This window comes from Streptomyces sp. MS19 (assembly GCF_047200595.1).
In the GTDB taxonomy this organism is placed as follows: Bacteria; Actinomycetota; Actinomycetes; order Streptomycetales; family Streptomycetaceae; genus Streptomyces.
On record NZ_JBJZOH010000038.1, the window covers coordinates 37,928 to 53,262 of the forward strand.

General features: G+C 74.9%; 12 protein-coding genes and 1 pseudogene. 5 read left to right on the top strand and 8 right to left on the bottom strand.

Going from position 1 to position 15,335, the window contains the following annotated elements:
- Positions 1-161: 161 nt before the first annotated feature.
- The 4 genes from ACL02R_RS25340 to ACL02R_RS25355 form a co-directional block, all read right to left on the bottom strand.
- The gene (locus tag ACL02R_RS25340; protein ID WP_412799281.1) at positions 162-1,265 is read right to left on the bottom strand and encodes a PucR family transcriptional regulator; all 1,104 of its coding nucleotides are present in this window, start codon (positions 1,263-1,265) and stop codon (positions 162-164) included.
- 61 nt (positions 1,266-1,326) lie between these two features.
- On the bottom strand, positions 1,327-1,686 hold the full coding sequence (locus tag ACL02R_RS25345) for a hypothetical protein (protein WP_412799282.1): 360 nt from the start codon (positions 1,684-1,686) through the stop codon (positions 1,327-1,329).
- Between the two features lie 80 nt (positions 1,687-1,766).
- Positions 1,767-2,624 carry a nitroreductase/quinone reductase family protein gene (locus ACL02R_RS25350; RefSeq protein ID WP_412799283.1) on the bottom strand — a complete coding sequence of 286 codons (858 nt, stop codon included), beginning with the start codon at positions 2,622-2,624 and terminating at the stop codon, positions 1,767-1,769.
- A 246-nt stretch (positions 2,625-2,870) separates the two neighbouring features.
- A complete protein-coding gene (locus ACL02R_RS25355; RefSeq protein ID WP_412799284.1) occupies positions 2,871-3,530 on the bottom strand; it encodes a DedA family protein in 660 nt (219 codons plus the stop codon).
- 123 nt (positions 3,531-3,653) lie between these two features.
- On the opposite strand from ACL02R_RS25355, the gene ACL02R_RS25360 reads away from it, so the two are divergent.
- A complete protein-coding gene (locus ACL02R_RS25360) occupies positions 3,654-4,718 on the top strand; it encodes a sensor histidine kinase (protein WP_412799285.1) in 1,065 nt (354 codons plus the stop codon).
- The gene (locus ACL02R_RS25365; protein WP_412799286.1) at positions 4,709-5,353 is read left to right on the top strand and encodes a response regulator; all 645 of its coding nucleotides are present in this window, start codon (positions 4,709-4,711) and stop codon (positions 5,351-5,353) included. The genes ACL02R_RS25360 and ACL02R_RS25365 overlap by 10 nt, the downstream gene beginning before the upstream one ends.
- 15 nt (positions 5,354-5,368) lie before the next feature.
- Here ACL02R_RS25365 and ACL02R_RS25370 read toward each other — a convergent pair whose 3' ends face one another.
- On the bottom strand, positions 5,369-5,692 hold the full coding sequence (locus ACL02R_RS25370; RefSeq protein ID WP_412799287.1) for an ArsR/SmtB family transcription factor: 324 nt from the start codon (positions 5,690-5,692) through the stop codon (positions 5,369-5,371).
- Between the two features lie 70 nt (positions 5,693-5,762).
- Between ACL02R_RS25370 and ACL02R_RS25375 the strand changes: the two genes are divergently transcribed.
- Positions 5,763-7,127, top strand: a complete 1,365-nt coding sequence (locus tag ACL02R_RS25375; RefSeq protein WP_412799288.1) for an MFS transporter — start codon at positions 5,763-5,765, stop codon at positions 7,125-7,127.
- 184 nt (positions 7,128-7,311) lie between these two features.
- Here the strand turns inward: ACL02R_RS25375 and ACL02R_RS25380 are convergent.
- The 3 genes and pseudogenes from ACL02R_RS25380 to ACL02R_RS25390 all read right to left on the bottom strand — a co-directional run.
- Positions 7,312-8,646, bottom strand: a pseudogene (locus tag ACL02R_RS25380) (ThuA domain-containing protein); the annotation flags it as partial.
- A gap of 8 nt (positions 8,647-8,654) precedes the next feature.
- Positions 8,655-11,096, bottom strand: a complete 2,442-nt coding sequence (locus ACL02R_RS25385) for a PQQ-dependent sugar dehydrogenase (RefSeq protein ID WP_412799289.1) — start codon at positions 11,094-11,096, stop codon at positions 8,655-8,657.
- Between the two features lie 281 nt (positions 11,097-11,377).
- Entirely contained in the window at positions 11,378-12,022 is a 645-nt protein-coding gene (locus ACL02R_RS25390; RefSeq protein WP_412799290.1) for a TetR family transcriptional regulator, read from the bottom strand.
- 99 nt (positions 12,023-12,121) lie between these two features.
- On the opposite strand from ACL02R_RS25390, the gene ACL02R_RS25395 reads away from it, so the two are divergent.
- Positions 12,122-14,641 (top strand): beta-glucosidase, encoded by a 2,520-nt coding sequence (locus tag ACL02R_RS25395; protein ID WP_412799291.1) that lies wholly within the window; start codon positions 12,122-12,124, stop codon positions 14,639-14,641.
- 230 nt (positions 14,642-14,871) lie between these two features.
- Positions 14,872-15,270 (top strand): ChaB family protein, encoded by a 399-nt coding sequence (locus ACL02R_RS25400; RefSeq protein WP_412799292.1) that lies wholly within the window; start codon positions 14,872-14,874, stop codon positions 15,268-15,270.
- Positions 15,271-15,335: the final 65 nt, after the last annotated feature.

Consider the following 15,335-nt stretch of genomic DNA (forward strand, 5'->3'; position numbering starts at 1 on the left):
GTCCCCGCGCCTCGGGGAGCCGGCCCGCTGCCGGGGAACAGCGCCCCGACCGGCGCGTCCTGGACGGCGTGCCACGCATGGCCGTGCATCGCGTCCCGCGCCTCCCGCACCGGGTGTCAGGGCTGACATCGCCGGGCGCGTTCCCGCCACGCCGCCGGCGGTCAGAGCGGCCGCGCGGGCCAGTCGAGGAGACGTGCGCCGATGACGGCGGTCTGGAGCGTGTAGCGCTGGAACGGGTCGGCCGGGTCGGAGCCCGTCAGGTCGTGCACGCGCGCCAGCCGGTATGTGAGGGCGCGCACGCTGAGCGAGAGACGCCTGGCCGCCTCGGCGGCGACGCAGCCCGCGCCGAAGTACACGTCGAGCGTGCGCACCAGCGGTTCCGCGCCGCCCCGCGCGGCGGTCAGCGGCCCGAGCACGGACTGCACGAGGTCGGCCATCGCCTGCCGGTCGCGGGTGAGGACGGGGAAGACCAGCAGGTCGGCGGCGCGCAGCACGGGGGTGTCGAGGGACATGCGGTCGGCTATGTCCAGGGCGGTGCGCGCCTCCTCGTACGAGTGGGCGATTCCGGACGGTCCCGGGTGGGCGCGGCCCAGCGCGGTGCGGCCCCCGCCGGCGGCGGGCAGGGCGGCCTGCGCGCGGGCCGCGAAGTACTCCAGGACATCGGGCCTGTTGCCGGGCGAGACGCAGACGAGGCGGCCGTCCTTCGTCGTCAGCAGTACCTCACGGTCTCCGAACCGGCCGCTGAGGGCGTCCTCCACGCGGCGGGTCAGCGGGTGCGTGTCGTCGTAGGGTTCGGGGCCGCGCGCGATGCCGACCGTGTGCGTGTGGGCCAGCGGGAGGCCGAACCGCTCCGCGCGCGCGGCGACCGTCGCCGGGTCGCCCCGGCCGTGCAGCAGGTCGTCGATGAACTCGCGGCGGGCCGCCTCGTCGCGGCGCACGGCGAGGAGCTGCGCCCGTTCGTACCCTTCCGTGAAGGCGTCCACGGCCTGCTCGGCGGCGGCGAGCACGCTCTCGGCGGCCGTCCGCAGCGCGCCCGCCGGCTGGACGCCGCGCACGCCCGGCAGGTCGCGCCACGCCGCGCGGGCGGCGGCCAGGTGGGCGCGGATCAGCTCCCGCTGGCCGTACCCCTCGCGGGCGGCGCGCTCCCCCAGCGCGCGCCGGGCGCGTATCTCGTCGCCCGTGAGGCGGCGGCCGGTGCGGGAGACCTCGGCGAGGGTGTCGGCCCAGCCCGTGAGGCACCACGCCGGTATCCCGGTGTCGTCCACGGTCACTCCCGCCCCCTCTCCCCCTCCTGACGTGCCGGGAAGACAATAGACGACGCGTCCGTCAGTCCTCCCCGCCCGCCCGCAGGGCGGCGGGGAACGCGGCCTCCCGGACCGCCGGCTCGACGCGGACGCCGGTCCTGCGGCCGGTGACGACGAGGGTGCGTGTCCCGCCGACGACGGGGTCGCCGGGCCCCGGTTCGCGTATCACCTCGGTGTTCCACGTGCCGCGGACGAGGACGCGGCCCGGGGTGCCGCCGGGGGCGGTGGTGGCGCGGCCGGCGTCGGCGTGGACGAGGCGGTACGTGGTGCCCGCGGGGCCGAGGTCGGAAAGGTCGGAGGCGTAGCCGTGCGCGATGTGGACGACGGACGGCCTCCCGCCGCGGGCGGCGCCGGCGGCTGCCGCGCCAGGCGGACGGGCCACCGGCCCCGCGGAGTACTCCGCGGGGGCGGGCACCGTGGCGCCCGCCCCCGGGATGACGGCCGGCGGGCCCCGCCGGCCGCTCAGGGCAGCAGCGCGTCGAGTGCCGGGAGCAGGTCGGCCTCCTCCCGGTCGAGATGTGCCTCCAGTTCGCCCGCGAGCCGGTCGAACGCGGGCAGCAGTCCGGCGGCCGTGGCGGCCGTGCCGTCCGCGAGCAGGCGCCGCAACTCCTCGGTGCGCGCCGCGATCGCCTCGTGCTCCGCGCGCAACCGCTCCAGGGCCGGGACGAGTTCCGGCCGCTGCTCGGCCAGGAAGGGGAAGATGCGGGTGTCCTCGCCGATGTGGTGGTTGTGCAGGCCCTGGCAGGCCGTGAGGCAGGTGGCGCGCAGCTGGGCGCCGAGCCCGGGTCCGTGGGCGGCCAGTTCGGCGCGGATCAGGGCCAGTTCGCGGCGGAACGCGTCGTGGACCGAGCGGAGCATCGCGCCGCCGCCCCGCGCGACCGGCCGGGGGATGCCCGTTCCCTCCAGTGCGACGACGGGGATGACGCGGCTGGTGCGCCGCTGGTACGCGTCCCAGCCCGGGTCGGCCTCCACCGCGCGGGCGAAGGCGGCGTCGCGCTCCTCGCGGCCGAGGACGGTGGCCCGCGCCTCGTACGTGAAGACCCCGTCCTCGACGGTGGCGAGCGGGTGGGCGCGGAGGTTGTGGAACCACGCCGGGTGCCGGTCGGCGCCGCCCGCCGAGGCGATGACGAGCACGCGTCCGCCGTCCGGGAGGTACCCGACGGGGGTGGTGTGCGGGGCGCCGGAGCGGGCGCCGGTCGTGGTGAGCAGGAGCAGGCGCGCGTTCTCGAAGGGCGGGCCGACGCGCCCGCCGTTGGCGCGGAAGCTGTCGATGACGTGCTGGTTGAAGTCGGTGAAATGCGTGCTGGAGTCTTCTGGCATGCGGTGAGGTCGTCTCCACGGTGACGGGATGAGCCGGGCGGCGTCCGCCCCGTACGGGCGGTGTGCCGGGTGTCGGCGGGCCGCGCGCCCGCCGTGGGCTCAAACCGTGACCGGGTGCCTCACTCGTGCGTGGCGCAGGGCCGACCCGGTAGTCACGCGCTGATCATACGACGATCGCCGCGTGGCCACGGCGCCTGCCCCTCCGCCCCGGGCGGGGGCGGGAGGGCGGGCACCGTGACCGGGCGGCTAGGCCCGGCGCTTGCCCTCACCCGGGCGCAGGAGGCGGTAGACGATCCACCCGAGGACGGCGAGGACCACGACGGCGACGACGACCTTGGAGTAGGTGCCGACGATGTCGCTGACCTGTTCCCAGTTCTCGCCGAGCCGGTAGCCCGCGACCACGAAAATGGTGTTCCAGATCGCGCTGCCCAGGGTCGTGAGCAGCAGGAACGTCGTCTGCGGCATGCGCTCCACCCCGGCCGGGATGGAGATCAGGCTGCGGAAGATGGGGATCATACGGCCGAAGAAGATCGCCTTGGTGCCGTGCTTGGCGAACCAGCGCTCGGTCTTCTCGATGTCCTCGACCTTGACCAGCGGCAGCCTGCCGGCCACCGCGATCAGCCGTTCCCGGCCGAAGAGCGCGCCGACGCCGTACAGCGCCCACGCGCCGACGACGGAGCCGATGGTCGTCCACACGAGGGCGGCGATCAGGTTCATGTCGCCCTGGCTCGCGGTGAACCCGGCCAGGGGCAGGATCACCTCGCTCGGCAGGGGCGGGAAGAGGTTCTCCAGCGCGATGGCGGCTCCGGCGCCGGGGGCGCCGAGGCTCTCCATCAGACTGGTCGCCCAGCCGGTGATGCCGCCGGGGTCCTCGCCGGACGCGGCGAGTCCTAGGGGGGGTGCCATGGATACGATCACACACCGGAGGCTACAAACTCCGGCGGGTGCGAGGCGATCCGGGCAGCTTCAGCGCATCCTGCGGAAAACCGCAGTACCCTCCCCCAGGCCCGGCCGGTTACGGTCGGGAGCGTGCACGCCGCCCTGCTCCGCTGGCTGGCCGACGCCGCCCGGCTGGCGTCGGGTACGGCCACCGCCCTCGCCGGAAGCCTCCTCCTCGTCCTCGCCTCGCCCGTTCTCCTGGCGGGCCCGGACGCCGCCCGCCGCGCCGTCCACCGCGCCGCCGGGCGGCTCGCCGGGAGCGACGGCGACGGGCGGGCCGCGCTGCGCTACCTCGCGCTGCGGCTGCCGGTGGGGCTGCTCGGCGGGCTGGTGCTGCTGGCGGTGGCGGTCGGGGCGGCGTACGCGTCGCTGCTGGTGTGGGCGGTGTGGCCGTACGGCTGGTCCGTGGTGCCTGCCGGGTTCGGCGGCGTGCTGCTGCTCTTCCTGGCGGTGCACGGGGTACCGGCCGTGGCGCGCATGGAGGCGGGGCTCGCGCAGCGCGTCCTGGGCGACGCGGCGCGTGCCGCGCTGGAGCGGCGCATCGACGAGCTGGCCACCAGCCGCGCCGGGGTCGTGGCGGCCGTGCACGAGGAGCGCCGCCGCATCGAGCGCGACCTGCACGACGGCGTGCAGCAGCGCATCGTCGCGCTGGGCGTGCTGCTCGGCCGCGCCAGGCGGGGCGGCGACCCGGCGCGGACGCTGGAGCTGGTCAGGCAGGCGCAGACGGAGGCGGGGCAGGCGCTCGCCGAGCTGCGCGAGGTCGCGTGGCGGGTCTACCCGGCGGTGCTGGACGAGGCCGGGCTCGGGGCGGCGCTGGAGGCGGTGGCGGAACGGGCGCCGCTGCCCGTCACGCTGGAGTACGGCCTGCCGTCGCCGCCGGACAGGCACGCGGCGGCGGTCGTGTACTTCGTCGTCTCCGAGGCGGTCACCAACGCCGTCAAGCACGCGGGCGCGAGCCGGATCACGATCCGCGTGGCGCAGCACCCCGCCGGGCTGACGGCGACGGTCGGCGACGACGGCGCGGGCGGCGCCGACCCGGCGGGCGGCGGGCTGCTCGGCCTGGCGCGGCGCGCCGCCGCGCTCGACGGGCGGCTGCGCGTCCACAGCCCGGCGGGCGGCCCGACGACGCTGGAACTGGAGCTGCCGTGCGCGTGATCCTCGCCGACGACTCGACGCTGCTGCGCGAGGGCCTCGCCCGGCTGCTCGCCGAGGAGGGGCACGAGGTGGCGGCGGCGGTCGGCGACGCCGCCGCGCTCCTCGCCGCCGTGGACGCGGACCCGCCGGACGTCGCGGTGGTGGACGTGCGGATGCCGCCGACGCACACCGACGAGGGGCTGCGCGCCGCGCTGGAGATCCGCCGCCGCCACCCGGCGGTGGGGGTGCTGGTGCTGTCGCAGTACGTGGAGAAGCGGTACGCGGCGGAGCTGCTCGGCGGCGATCCCGGTGGCGTCGGCTACCTGCTGAAGGACCGGGTGGTGGAGGTCGAGGAGTTCCTCGGCGCGCTGGAACGCGTACGGGCGGGCCAGGCCGCGTTCGACCCCGAGGTGGTGCGGCGGCTGCTGGCGCGCAGCACGCACACGGACCCGCTGGCCCGGCTCACCCCGCGCGAGCGCGACGTGCTGCGGGAGATGGCGGAGGGGCACACGAACGCGGTGATCGCGCAGCGGCTGTACGTGTCGCGCAGCGCGGTGGAGAAGCACATCAACGCGATCTTCGACAAGCTGGGCCTGCCGGGCGGCACGGGGCACAGCCGCCGCGTACTGGCGGTGCTGCGCTACCTGAACAGCTAGGGTCCGGGGCGCCGTTCAGCGCCGGGGCAGGATGGCGTCGAGCAGGCCGGGGAACGCCGCGTCCAGCGCGTCCTCGCGGAGCACGTTGAGTGCGGCGGTGCCCTCGCGGTGGGTGGCGATCACCCCGGCCTCCCGGAGCGTCCTGAAGTGGTGGGACAGGGTGTTCTTCGCGACCGCGACGTCGAAGGTGCCGCAGGCGACGGGCACGTCGGACTCGCGCAGCTGGCGGACCAGTTCGAGGCGTACGGGGTCGGCGAGCGCCCGGAGGACCGCCATGACGTCGAGTTCCGCCGGCTCGGTCGCCGGGGGGCGCGGGCGGGTGCGGGTCGTGGTGGGCATGCGGGGTACCTCCTCCGCCCGAGAGTACACCGTGGTTCCATGACCGTCGAACTACGAGTACGGTAGTTCCATGTCCATGGAACTAAAGCGGGGCGTCGTCGCGCTCGCGCTGATCTCGTCGTTCATGGTGTACGTCGACGGCACCATCGTGAACCTGGCGCTCGCGGAGCTGGGTTCGCAGCTGCACGCCTCCCGCGCCGAGCTGGAGTGGGCCGTCAACGCCTACACGCTCAGCTTCGCCGCCGTGCTGCTCGCGGCCGGAACCTTCACCGACGTCCTGGGCGCCAGGCGCACGTTCGTCACCGGGCTGGTCGTCTTCACGGTGTCCTCCGCGGTCTGCGCGGCGGCCGGGACGATGCCGGTCCTGAACGCCGCCCGGCTCGCCCAGGGCGCCGGTGCCGCGCTGCTGCTGCCGAGCGCGCTCGTGCTGGCCACCGCGGGCGCCGCCGACGAGCACGCGCGCCACCGGCTCCTCGGCCGGTGGGCCGCCGCCGGGGGGATGGGCATGGCCGCGGGGCCGCTGCTCGGCGGGGCGCTGGTCGCCGTGGCGGACTGGCGCGCCGTGTTCGGGGTCAACGTCGTGATCGGCGTCCCGGCGCTCGTGTGGAGCCTGCGGTCCATGCCGTCCACGCCGCGGCGGGCCCGCCGCCCCGACCTCGCGGGCATGGCGGCCGCGACCGTGCTGATAGGCGGTCTCGTGTTCGGCATGGTCGAGGCCCCGGCCGCGGGCTGGGGAGCGCCCGCCGTCCTCAGTGCCTTCGCCCTCGCCGCCGCGGGCCTCGTCGCGTTCGTCCGGGCGGAACGTACGGCGGCGGCGCCCCTGCTGCCGACCGCCGTGTACGCGGACCGGTCGTTCGTCATCTCCGCGCTCCAGGGCGCGCTGTTCAACTTCACCTTCTACGGGCTGCTGTTCGCGATGGGCCTCATGCTCCAGCAGGGGCGCGGGCTCGGGGCCCTCGGGAGCGGCCTGCTGTTCCTGCCCCTGACCGGCCTGATCGCCCTGGGCAACGTGTGGGCGGCGGCCCTCGCCAGGCGCGCCGGGCGCCGCGCGGTCCTCGGCGCCGGGCAGCTCGCGCTCGCCGCCGCCCTGGTCGCGGTCGCGCTCACCAGCACCCTGTCCCCGCTGTGGCCCCTGGTCCTCGCGCTGCTGCCCGCCGGTCTCAGCGCGGGGGTCCTCGTGCCGACCATGACGTCCCGGTCCCTCGCCGCCGTCCCGCCCGCGCTGCACGGCGCCGCCTCGGCCGCGTTCAACACCTCGCGGCAGGTGGGCGCCGCGATCGGTGTCGCCGCGTTCGGTCCCTTCCTCGGGTCCGCGGGCGGGCTGCGCGACGGGTTCCTCGTCTGCGTCCTGGTGGCGGCGGGGGCGACGGTCGTGGCGCTCGTCCTGACGCCGGCCGACCGGGGACCCGCCACCTCCGCGGCGGCCGCGGCCTGACGTGGATGCCCCACGATGCCCGGCTGCGTTCGGCGGCAGCCGGGCACCGTGGGGTGCGGCGGCGGGGTGGGGTTCGGCGTCACCACCCGGCCGCCCCCGTCGCCGCCGCCCCTCGCGGCGGAGACGGAGCCGGGGAGCCGGCCGCCCGGGGAGGGCGGCCGGCGGTCGGTACGTGTCAGTCGAGCTGCTGGATGCGGACGTTGCGGAAGGAGACGGTGTCGCCGTCCCCGTGGTTCTGGAGCCCGATGTGCCCCTGGAGGCTGCGGGCCGGGTCGGTGTTGGTGAAGTCGTTGACCAGCGTGCCGTTGAGGAAGACCTGGAGGCGCTCCCCCTCGACGCGGATCTCGTACGTGTTCCACTCGCCGGGCGGGTTGAGCGCGGCGTCGCGGGCGGCGAGGTCGGCCGACTGAAAGCCGTAGACGGCGCCGGTGGTGCGGTCGTCGGCGTCGGTGGCGTCGATCTGGATCTCGTAGCCGTTCGCCACCGCCGAGTTCGGGTCGTCCGAGGGCGGGAAGCCCACGAACACACCGGAGTTGTCGTCACCGTCGAGCCGCCAGTCGAGCTTCAGCGCGTACGCGCCGAACTCCTGCGCGTCGTACCAGAGCAGGCCCATGCCGCCCTCGGTGGTCAGCGTGCCGTCGTCCGCCACGGCGAACTGCCCGGGGCCCGCCTGCGACCAGCCGTCCGTGCCGGTGCCGTCGAGGAGGCTCGTGTAGCCCGTCTCGGGGCGGCAGTCGGCCTCGGTGACCCCGGCGGCCCAGCGGATGCCGCCCAGCAGGTGGCGGACGAAGTCGGACTCGGCGTACGACTCGGCCGTGTGGCCGCCGCCGGTGTAGAACGCGCGGCCGCCCTCGTAGTCCTTGCACCAGGCGATCGGGTGGTCCCCGTTCATGTTGCCGCCCTCGTAGCTGCCTTCGTCGAGCGAGGCGAGGACGCGGGCCGAGTCCCGGGGGTTGGTGCGGTAGTTGTACCACTCGTCGGTGCGCTGCCAGGTCGTGCCGAGGTGCGCCGTGGCGTCGTGCGCGCGGTCCTCCACGTTGACGGTGGCCTGCTGGATGTGGGGGTGCGAGTGGAAGAGCGCGCCGGCCAGGCCGTCGTACCAGGGCCAGTCGTACTCGGTGTCGGCCGCCGCGTGGACGCCCACGTAGCCGCCGCCGCCGTTGATGTAGCCCTCGAACGCGGTCTGCTGCGCGTCGTCCAGGACGTCGCCCGTCGTGGACAGGAAGACGACCGCCTCGTAGTCGGCGAGCGCCGGGTCGGTGAACGCGGCGGCGTCCTCGGTCGCGGTGACCGTGAAGTTGTTCTCGGTGCCCAGCTGGGTGATCGCGGCGATGCCCTCGTCGATCGAGTCGTGCCGGAAACCGGCGGTCTTCGAGAAGACGAGCACGTCGTACGCCGGGTCGTCCGGCGCGGCCGCGGTCGATGCCGGCGCCATGGCGGCGGCGGGCAGGGCGGTGGCGGCCAGCAGGCCGCCCGCGGCCCAGGCCGCGATCCGCGCGGTACGGGTGTCGGGAGTCATGGTGGGGGTCACTCCCCTTCCGTGGTGAAGTGGAACGAGTCGAGGTCGAACAGCGAGCCCGCGCCGCCGGTGAACACGAGGAACAGCTCGGTGCTGCCGTCCGGCAGGTCCGTCAGCCCGGTGGTCACCTCCTCGTACGAGTCCCAGCCGCCGGTGTCGGTCACCGCGACCGAGCCCAGCAGCGTGCCGTCGGGCGCGCCCGCGCGGACCTCGATCGTGCCGCCCGCCCCGGCGGAGCCGACGCGCGCGCCGAAGCCGGTGGCGTTCGCCAGGTGGTAGGGCTCGAAGGAGATCCAGTCGCCGTTCTCGATGTAGCCGACCGCCCGGCCGCCCTCGGCCGCGGCCTTCTCGGTGACGGTCACGCCCTGCTGGGCGCCGAAGTGCTCGGCCTGCCGGTGGCGGGTCTGGCTGACGGCCTGGTCGTGCGAGGTGAGGCCGCCGCCGTCCGTGTACTCCGCGTCGAAGACGCCGAAGATGTTGGCGTTCGGGTCGTGTTCGCCGTCCTCCAGGGTCTGGAGGACGCCCGAGCAGCCGGTGGCGGAGGTCAGCGGGTGGCCGTGGCTGTCGTGGCCGAGGATGAAGGTGACCGTGACCTGCGAGCAGTCGATCTCGCCGTCCTCCGGGTCGGTGACCGTCACCTCGAACGGCACCGCGTCGCCGAAGTCCACCAGCGCGCCGTCCTCGGGCAGTTCGAGGGTGACGGTGGGGGCGGTGTTGCCGACCGTGACGGCGACGGAGGCGCCCGCCGTGAGGCCGTCCGCGTCGGTCACCGTCAGCTCGGCGGTGAACTCGCCGTTCTCCGTGTAGGTGTGACTGGGGTTCGCGTCGGTGGAGGTGCCGCCGTCGCCGAAGTCCCAGGCGTAGGTGAGGGTGTCGCCGTCCGGGTCGGTGGAGCCCTCGGAGGAGAACTGCACGGTCAGCGGCGCCGCGCCCGACGTCACGTCCGCACTCGCCTGCGCCACCGGGGACTGGCCGCCCTCGCCGCCGAGGTGCTCGATGCGGTAGAGGGCGCTGTTCTCGTCGCCGTTGAAGTAGCCGGTGCCGTAGTCGAGTACGTAGAGCGCGCCGTCCGGGCCGAACGCGGAGTCCATCACCTGTGTGCCGGTCCACGGGAACTCGTTGATCGACTGCACGCCGCCGTTCGCGTCCTGCTCGATGCGGCGTATCCAGCGCCGTCCGAACTCGGTGGCGAAGTAGTCGCCGTCGTACTCGGCAGGGAACTTGACCGCCGACTGGAGGTCCGGGTCGTAGTTGTAGACGGGGCCGCCCATGGGCGACTCCGAGCCACCGCCGAACTCCGGCACGGAGTTGCCGTCGTAGGGAATCCACGCGGGCTGGGCGGGCGGGAGCTGGCTGATGCCGGTGTTGTGCGCCGAGTCGTTGACGGGCGCGCCGCAGTCGAACGTGCCGCCGGACGCGCCGGAGCCGAAGTCGTAGTCCACGTACGCGTCGTTGTCACCGGTGCAGAAGGGCCAGCCGAAGTTGCCCGGCTCGGTGATGCGGTTGAACTCGACCTGCCCGGCGGGGCCGCGCGTGGGGGACGCGGTGCCGGAGTCGGGCCCGTAGTCGCCGAGGTAGACGACGCCGGTCGCCTTGTCGACGGACATGCGGAACGGGTTGCGGAAGCCCATCGCGTAGATCTCCGGCCGGGTGTCGGCCGTGCCGGGCGCGAAGAGGTTGCCGTCCGGGATCGTGTACGAGCCGTCGTCCTGGACGGTGATCCGCAGGACCTTGCCGCGCAGGTCGTTCGTGTTGCCGGCCGAACGGCGGGCGTCGAACGCGGGGTTGCGGCCGGCGCTGTCGTCGATGGGCGTGAACCCGTCGGAGGCGAACGGGTTCGAGTCGTCGCCGGTGGACAGGTAGAGGTTGCCCTCGGCGTCGAAGTCGATGTCGCCGCCGACGTGGCAGCACTGCCCGCGGCTGGCGGGGACGTCGAGCACCTCGGCCTCGCTGCCGGTGTCGAGCGTGCCGTCCGCGTTCAGCTGGAAACGCGACAGGCGGTTGACGCCGTCGTACGGCGCGAAGTCGGCGGCCGAGCCGTTGGCGGGCGAGTCGCCGCCCGGTGTGTCGAGCGGCGGGGCGTAGTACAGGTAGATGAAGCGGTTCTGCTCGAAGTCCGGGTCCACGCCGACGCCTTGGAGGCCTTCCTCGTCGTGGCTGTAGACGGGGACGCGGCCGGAGACGCGCGTGGTGCCGTTCGCGTCGGTGATGCGGAGCGTGCCGTCGCGCGCCGTGTGGAGGACGGAGCGGTCCGGCAGGACGGCCAGGGACATCGGCTCGCCCATCTCGGCCACGCCCCTGGCGAGCGTCACCTGCTGGAACTCCGGCGCCGCCGCCGCGGGGGGATCGGCGGCCGGCACCGCTGCCTGGCCTGTGGGGGGAACGGCGGCGGCGAGCAGGGTGCCCGCCAAGGCCGCCAGCAGTACGTGGAACTTCCTGTGCACGAGCATCCTCCGTAAGACGCACGGGGTGGGGGTGAAGCTTTCGCACAGGCGCGCGCCGTCGCGCCGCCGCACCGTCCGGCCGTGGGACGAGGGGGTTGGCCGTGCGGTCCGGTCGTGCACCGGGTGACCGGTACACAACAGGGACGGTAACGACTTCCGCCTCCACTGGAAACCCCTTTGAAACGGGGCTCGCGAACTTCTTCCTCCGGACGGACAAAGTCCGCCGGGCCGCCCGCGCGCGCCAACAGGCCGCTGAACTCGGGCGCAGCGCCGCGCGCCGCCCCGCGTCACGCCTGCGGGCGCTCCCGCTCCCCGTCCGGTTCCGGAACCTGGCGCAGCCGCCCGTGCCCGACCAGCGCGTCGATCACCTGCTCGGTGGTGGCGGCCATGTCCACGGCGTCCGGGGCGAGGAGCCACTGGATCTGGAGGCCGTCCATCACCGCGATGACGGCGGTGGCGACGCCGTCCACGTCCAGTTCCGCGTCCACCTGCCCCAGATCCCTCGCCTCGGTCAGCGCGGCGACGACCTGGCCGCGCAGCCCGGCGTACCGGCCGCGGAAGAAGCCCTGCGCGGGGTGCCCCTCCGTCACGCTCTCCGCCGACAGGACCGCGTAGAGTCGTACGATCCCCGCCCGCTCAGCGTTGCGCCGGGCGGTGTCCACCAGGTGCCGCAGGTAGGCCAGGCCCGTCGGCCGCTCCGTCCCCAGCTCCGCCAGGTCGGACACGTCCCGCAGATCGAGCACGCCCGTGAGCAGTCCGGCCTTGCTGTGGAAGTGGTGCAGCACCCCGGCCTGGGTGAGCCCGGCGCGTTCGGCGATCTCCGCCAGCGATGCCTTGTGGTAACCGCGGGTCGCGAACGTCTCCATCGCTATCCGCAGGATCTCCGCGCGCCGCCCTGAGGCAGCGGCCTGTGGCTGGCGTGCGTCCGGCATCCCTGGAGTGTACGGCCGGAAGTTCCGGAACCGGCCACTACTTACTAAGCGCTCGGTAAGTCTGCTTTGATTTTTGCGACACTGCTCGAAAGGAACGCCATGACCTCCGTGTTCTCCACCCCCGCCCCCGCCGCTCCCCCGGCGGACGGCGGTGACGACGCCGGACTGGCGGCGCGGGTGAGCGCTCTCGACCTGGAGTCGAAGGTCCGGCTGCTGACGGGCGGGACGCTGTGGACGCTACCCGCCGAGCCCCGCCTCGGGCTGCTCCCCGTCCGCATGTCGGACGGCCCCCAGGGCGTGCGCGGCACCGGCGACGACCCGGGCGCGACCGGCCTGCTCGCCCCCGCGCCCAGCACCCTCGCCGCCTCCTGGGACCCGGAGCTGGCCGAACGCCTCGGCGCGCTCTTCGGCGCCGAGGCCGTCCGCAAGCGCGTGGACGTCCTCCTCGCCCCCGGGATCAACCTCCAGCGCACCCCCGTCGCGGGGCGCCACTTCGAGTACCTCTCCGAGGACCCGCTGCTGACGGGCGTCCTCGCCGCCGGGCTCGTGCGCGGCATCCAGTCCCTCGGTGTCGCCGCCTGCCCCAAGCACTTCGTCGCGAACGAGTCGGAGACGGACAGGACCCGTTACCGCTCACGCGTCGATCCGCGCACGCTGCGCGAGGTCTACCTGGCGCCGTTCGAGACGGTCGTCGCCGAGGGCGGCACCTGGAGCGTGATGAGCGCCTACTCGGGCGTGGACGACGGCACCGAGTCCGCACCCATGGGCGAGCACGCCGGGCTGCTGCGCGGCGTCCTCAAGGGCGAGTGGGGCTTCGACGGCGCGGTCGTCAGCGACTGGGCGGCGACCAGGACCACGGGCGAGTCCGCGCGCGGCGGCCTCGACCTCGTGATGCCGGGCCCCGACGGGCCGTGGGGCGACGCCCTGGTGGCGGCCGTCAGGGCGGGCGAGGTCCCCGAGAGCATGGTGGACGACAAGGTGGTCAGGCTGGTGCGGCTGGCCGGGCGTGTCGGGCGGCTCGACGGCTCGCCCGCCAGGCCCGCCGTCCCGGCCAGGCCGGACACGGCGGAGTACGACCTGCTGCGGGAGACCGCCGTCCGGGGCACCGTCGTGCTGCGGAACGAGGCGGGGTTCCTGCCGCTCGCCCCCGCCGGCTTCGCGCGCGTCGCGCTGATCGGCCCGAACGCGGTCGCGCCGTACTTCCAGGGCGGCGGCAGCGCGTACGTCCCGCCGGTGCGTCTTGTCGGCTTCGCGAAGGGGCTGCGGGCGGCGCTGCCGCCGAGCACCGAGGTGACGGTGCACCGGGGCGGCGACGCCCGGCTGCACCCGCCGTTCGCCGACCCGGCGATGCTGGCCGACCCGGAGACGGGCGGCGCCGGGGTGCGGGCCGAGTTCGTCGGCGCGGACGGCGCGGTCCTCGGCTCGGTGGTCCGGGAGACGGGCGACTGGGGCGAGTTCCGGGCCTTCCCGGCCGGGACGCGCCGCGTGGTGCTGCGCACCGACGTGACGCTGACCGGCGAGGGCACGCACGAGCTGGAGTTCGGCGCGGTCGGCCGCTTCGAGATCCTGGCGGACGGCGAACGGGTCGCGGCCGGGGACGACGACCGGGGCGTGGACCTGGTCCTCGACTCCTCCCACCACCACCCGGAGGGCATCACCGCCGGCTTCCCCGTGGCGGACGCCGAGGTGCCGCGCCGCGTCGCGCTGACGCTTGACCTCACGGTGGTGGACGCGGACGGCTACGGCCACTTCGTCACCGCGCACCTGCGCCACACCGCGCCGGGGACCGGCACCGCCGAGGAGATCGAGGCGGCCGTCGAGGCGGCGCGCGCCGCCGACGTGGCCGTGGTGGTCGTCGGCACCAACGAGGATGTCGAGTCCGAGGGCTGGGACCGTACGACGCTGGCGCTGCCCGGCGCACAGGACGAGCTGGTGCGCCGCGTCGCGGAGGCCAACCCGCGCACGGTCGTGGTGGTCAACGCGGGCGCGCCCGTGCTGCTGCCGTGGGCGGAGGACGTCCCGGCGCTGCTGTGGGCGTGGCTGCCGGGCCAGGAGGCCGGGCACGCGCTGGCCGACGTGCTGCTGGGGCGGGCGGAGGCGACCGGCAGGCTGCCGTGGACGCTGCCCGCGCGGGCGGCGGACGTGCCGGTGCCGGACGCGGTGCCGGTGGACGGCGTGGTCGAGTACCGCGAGGGCCTGCACGCCGGCCACCGCGGCTGGGACAGGGCCGGGCTCACCCCGGCGTTCCCGTTCGGGCACGGCCTGGGCTGGACGGAGTGGGCGTACGAGGCGGTGACGGCCGACGCGGACGGCGCGGAGGTGACCGTGCGGGTGACGAACACCGGCGCGCGCGCCGGGCGTGAGGTGGTGCAGGTCTACCTGGAGGCGCCGCAGGACGGCCCGGACAGGCCGCTGCGGGTCCTGGCGGGCTTCGCGTCCGTGACCGCCGAGCCCGGCGCCACGGTCACCGCGACAGTCCGGGTCCCTCCGCGCGTCTACCAGGTATGGGACGTGGCGGCAGGGGCGTGGACGACACCGGCGGGCGCGTACCGCCTGCACGTGGGCCGTTCCAGCCGCGACCTGCGGCTGACGGCGGCCGTGGAGATCGGCGCGGCCTGACCGGCACGGACAGGCAGCCGTTTCACGGGACCGGGCGGGGGTACTCGCCCGGTCCCGCACGTCATGGCGCGGGTCGTGGCCCTGGGTCACGGACCGGCACCGGGCCGTGCGGCCTCATACGGACCCATACCGGCAGGAAAAGCGGACAGAAGAACGAGCAGCAGGAAGTACGCGACAAGCAGCGTGCACGAGCACACGATGCCGGGAGTGACCGGCAGGAGGTGGACACCGTGCCAGGACGCAAGGAACTCCCCTCGACCCTGGAGCGCTCCGCCGCCGACGCACAGCGCACCTGGATCAAGGCGCACGACTCGGCGGTGAACGAGTACGGCGAGGGCCGCAGGGCCCACCAGGTCGCCTACGGGGCGCTGAAGCACACCCACGAGAAGGTCGGCGACCACTGGGAGCGCAAGGAGAAGGGCCGCAAGGGCCCCTCGGACCAGCGCTCCGCCAGGCCGCGCCAGCAGGGCGGGGCCAGCGGCGAGGGCGTGGACGAGCAGGCCACCAAGGAGCACCTGTACGACGTGGCCAAGCGGCTGGACGTCAAGGGCAGGTCGCGCATGGATCGCGGTGAGCTGCTCTCCGCGATCCGCAAGGAGAACCGTTCCCGCACCCGGCGTTCCCGCTGACGCGCGGGCGACCGCGCCGCGCGCGGACCACGGCCGGGGGGGGGGGGGGGGGGACCACACCCCCC

Coding starts and splice junctions, on each gene's coding strand:
- ACL02R_RS25350 (WP_412799283.1), bottom strand. CDS start 2,624: ATGCCAGAAGACTCCAGCACGCATTTCACCGACTTCAACCAGCACGTC.
- ACL02R_RS25355 (WP_412799284.1), bottom strand. CDS start 3,530: ATGGCACCCCCCCTAGGACTCGCCGCGTCCGGCGAGGACCCCGGCGGC.
- ACL02R_RS25370 (WP_412799287.1), bottom strand. CDS start 5,692: ATGCCCACCACGACCCGCACCCGCCCGCGCCCCCCGGCGACCGAGCCG.
- ACL02R_RS25375 (WP_412799288.1), top strand. CDS start 5,763: ATGTCCATGGAACTAAAGCGGGGCGTCGTCGCGCTCGCGCTGATCTCG.
- ACL02R_RS25385 (WP_412799289.1), bottom strand. CDS start 11,096: ATGCTCGTGCACAGGAAGTTCCACGTACTGCTGGCGGCCTTGGCGGGC.
- ACL02R_RS25390 (WP_412799290.1), bottom strand. CDS start 12,022: ATGCCGGACGCACGCCAGCCACAGGCCGCTGCCTCAGGGCGGCGCGCG.
- ACL02R_RS25395 (WP_412799291.1), top strand. CDS start 12,122: ATGACCTCCGTGTTCTCCACCCCCGCCCCCGCCGCTCCCCCGGCGGAC.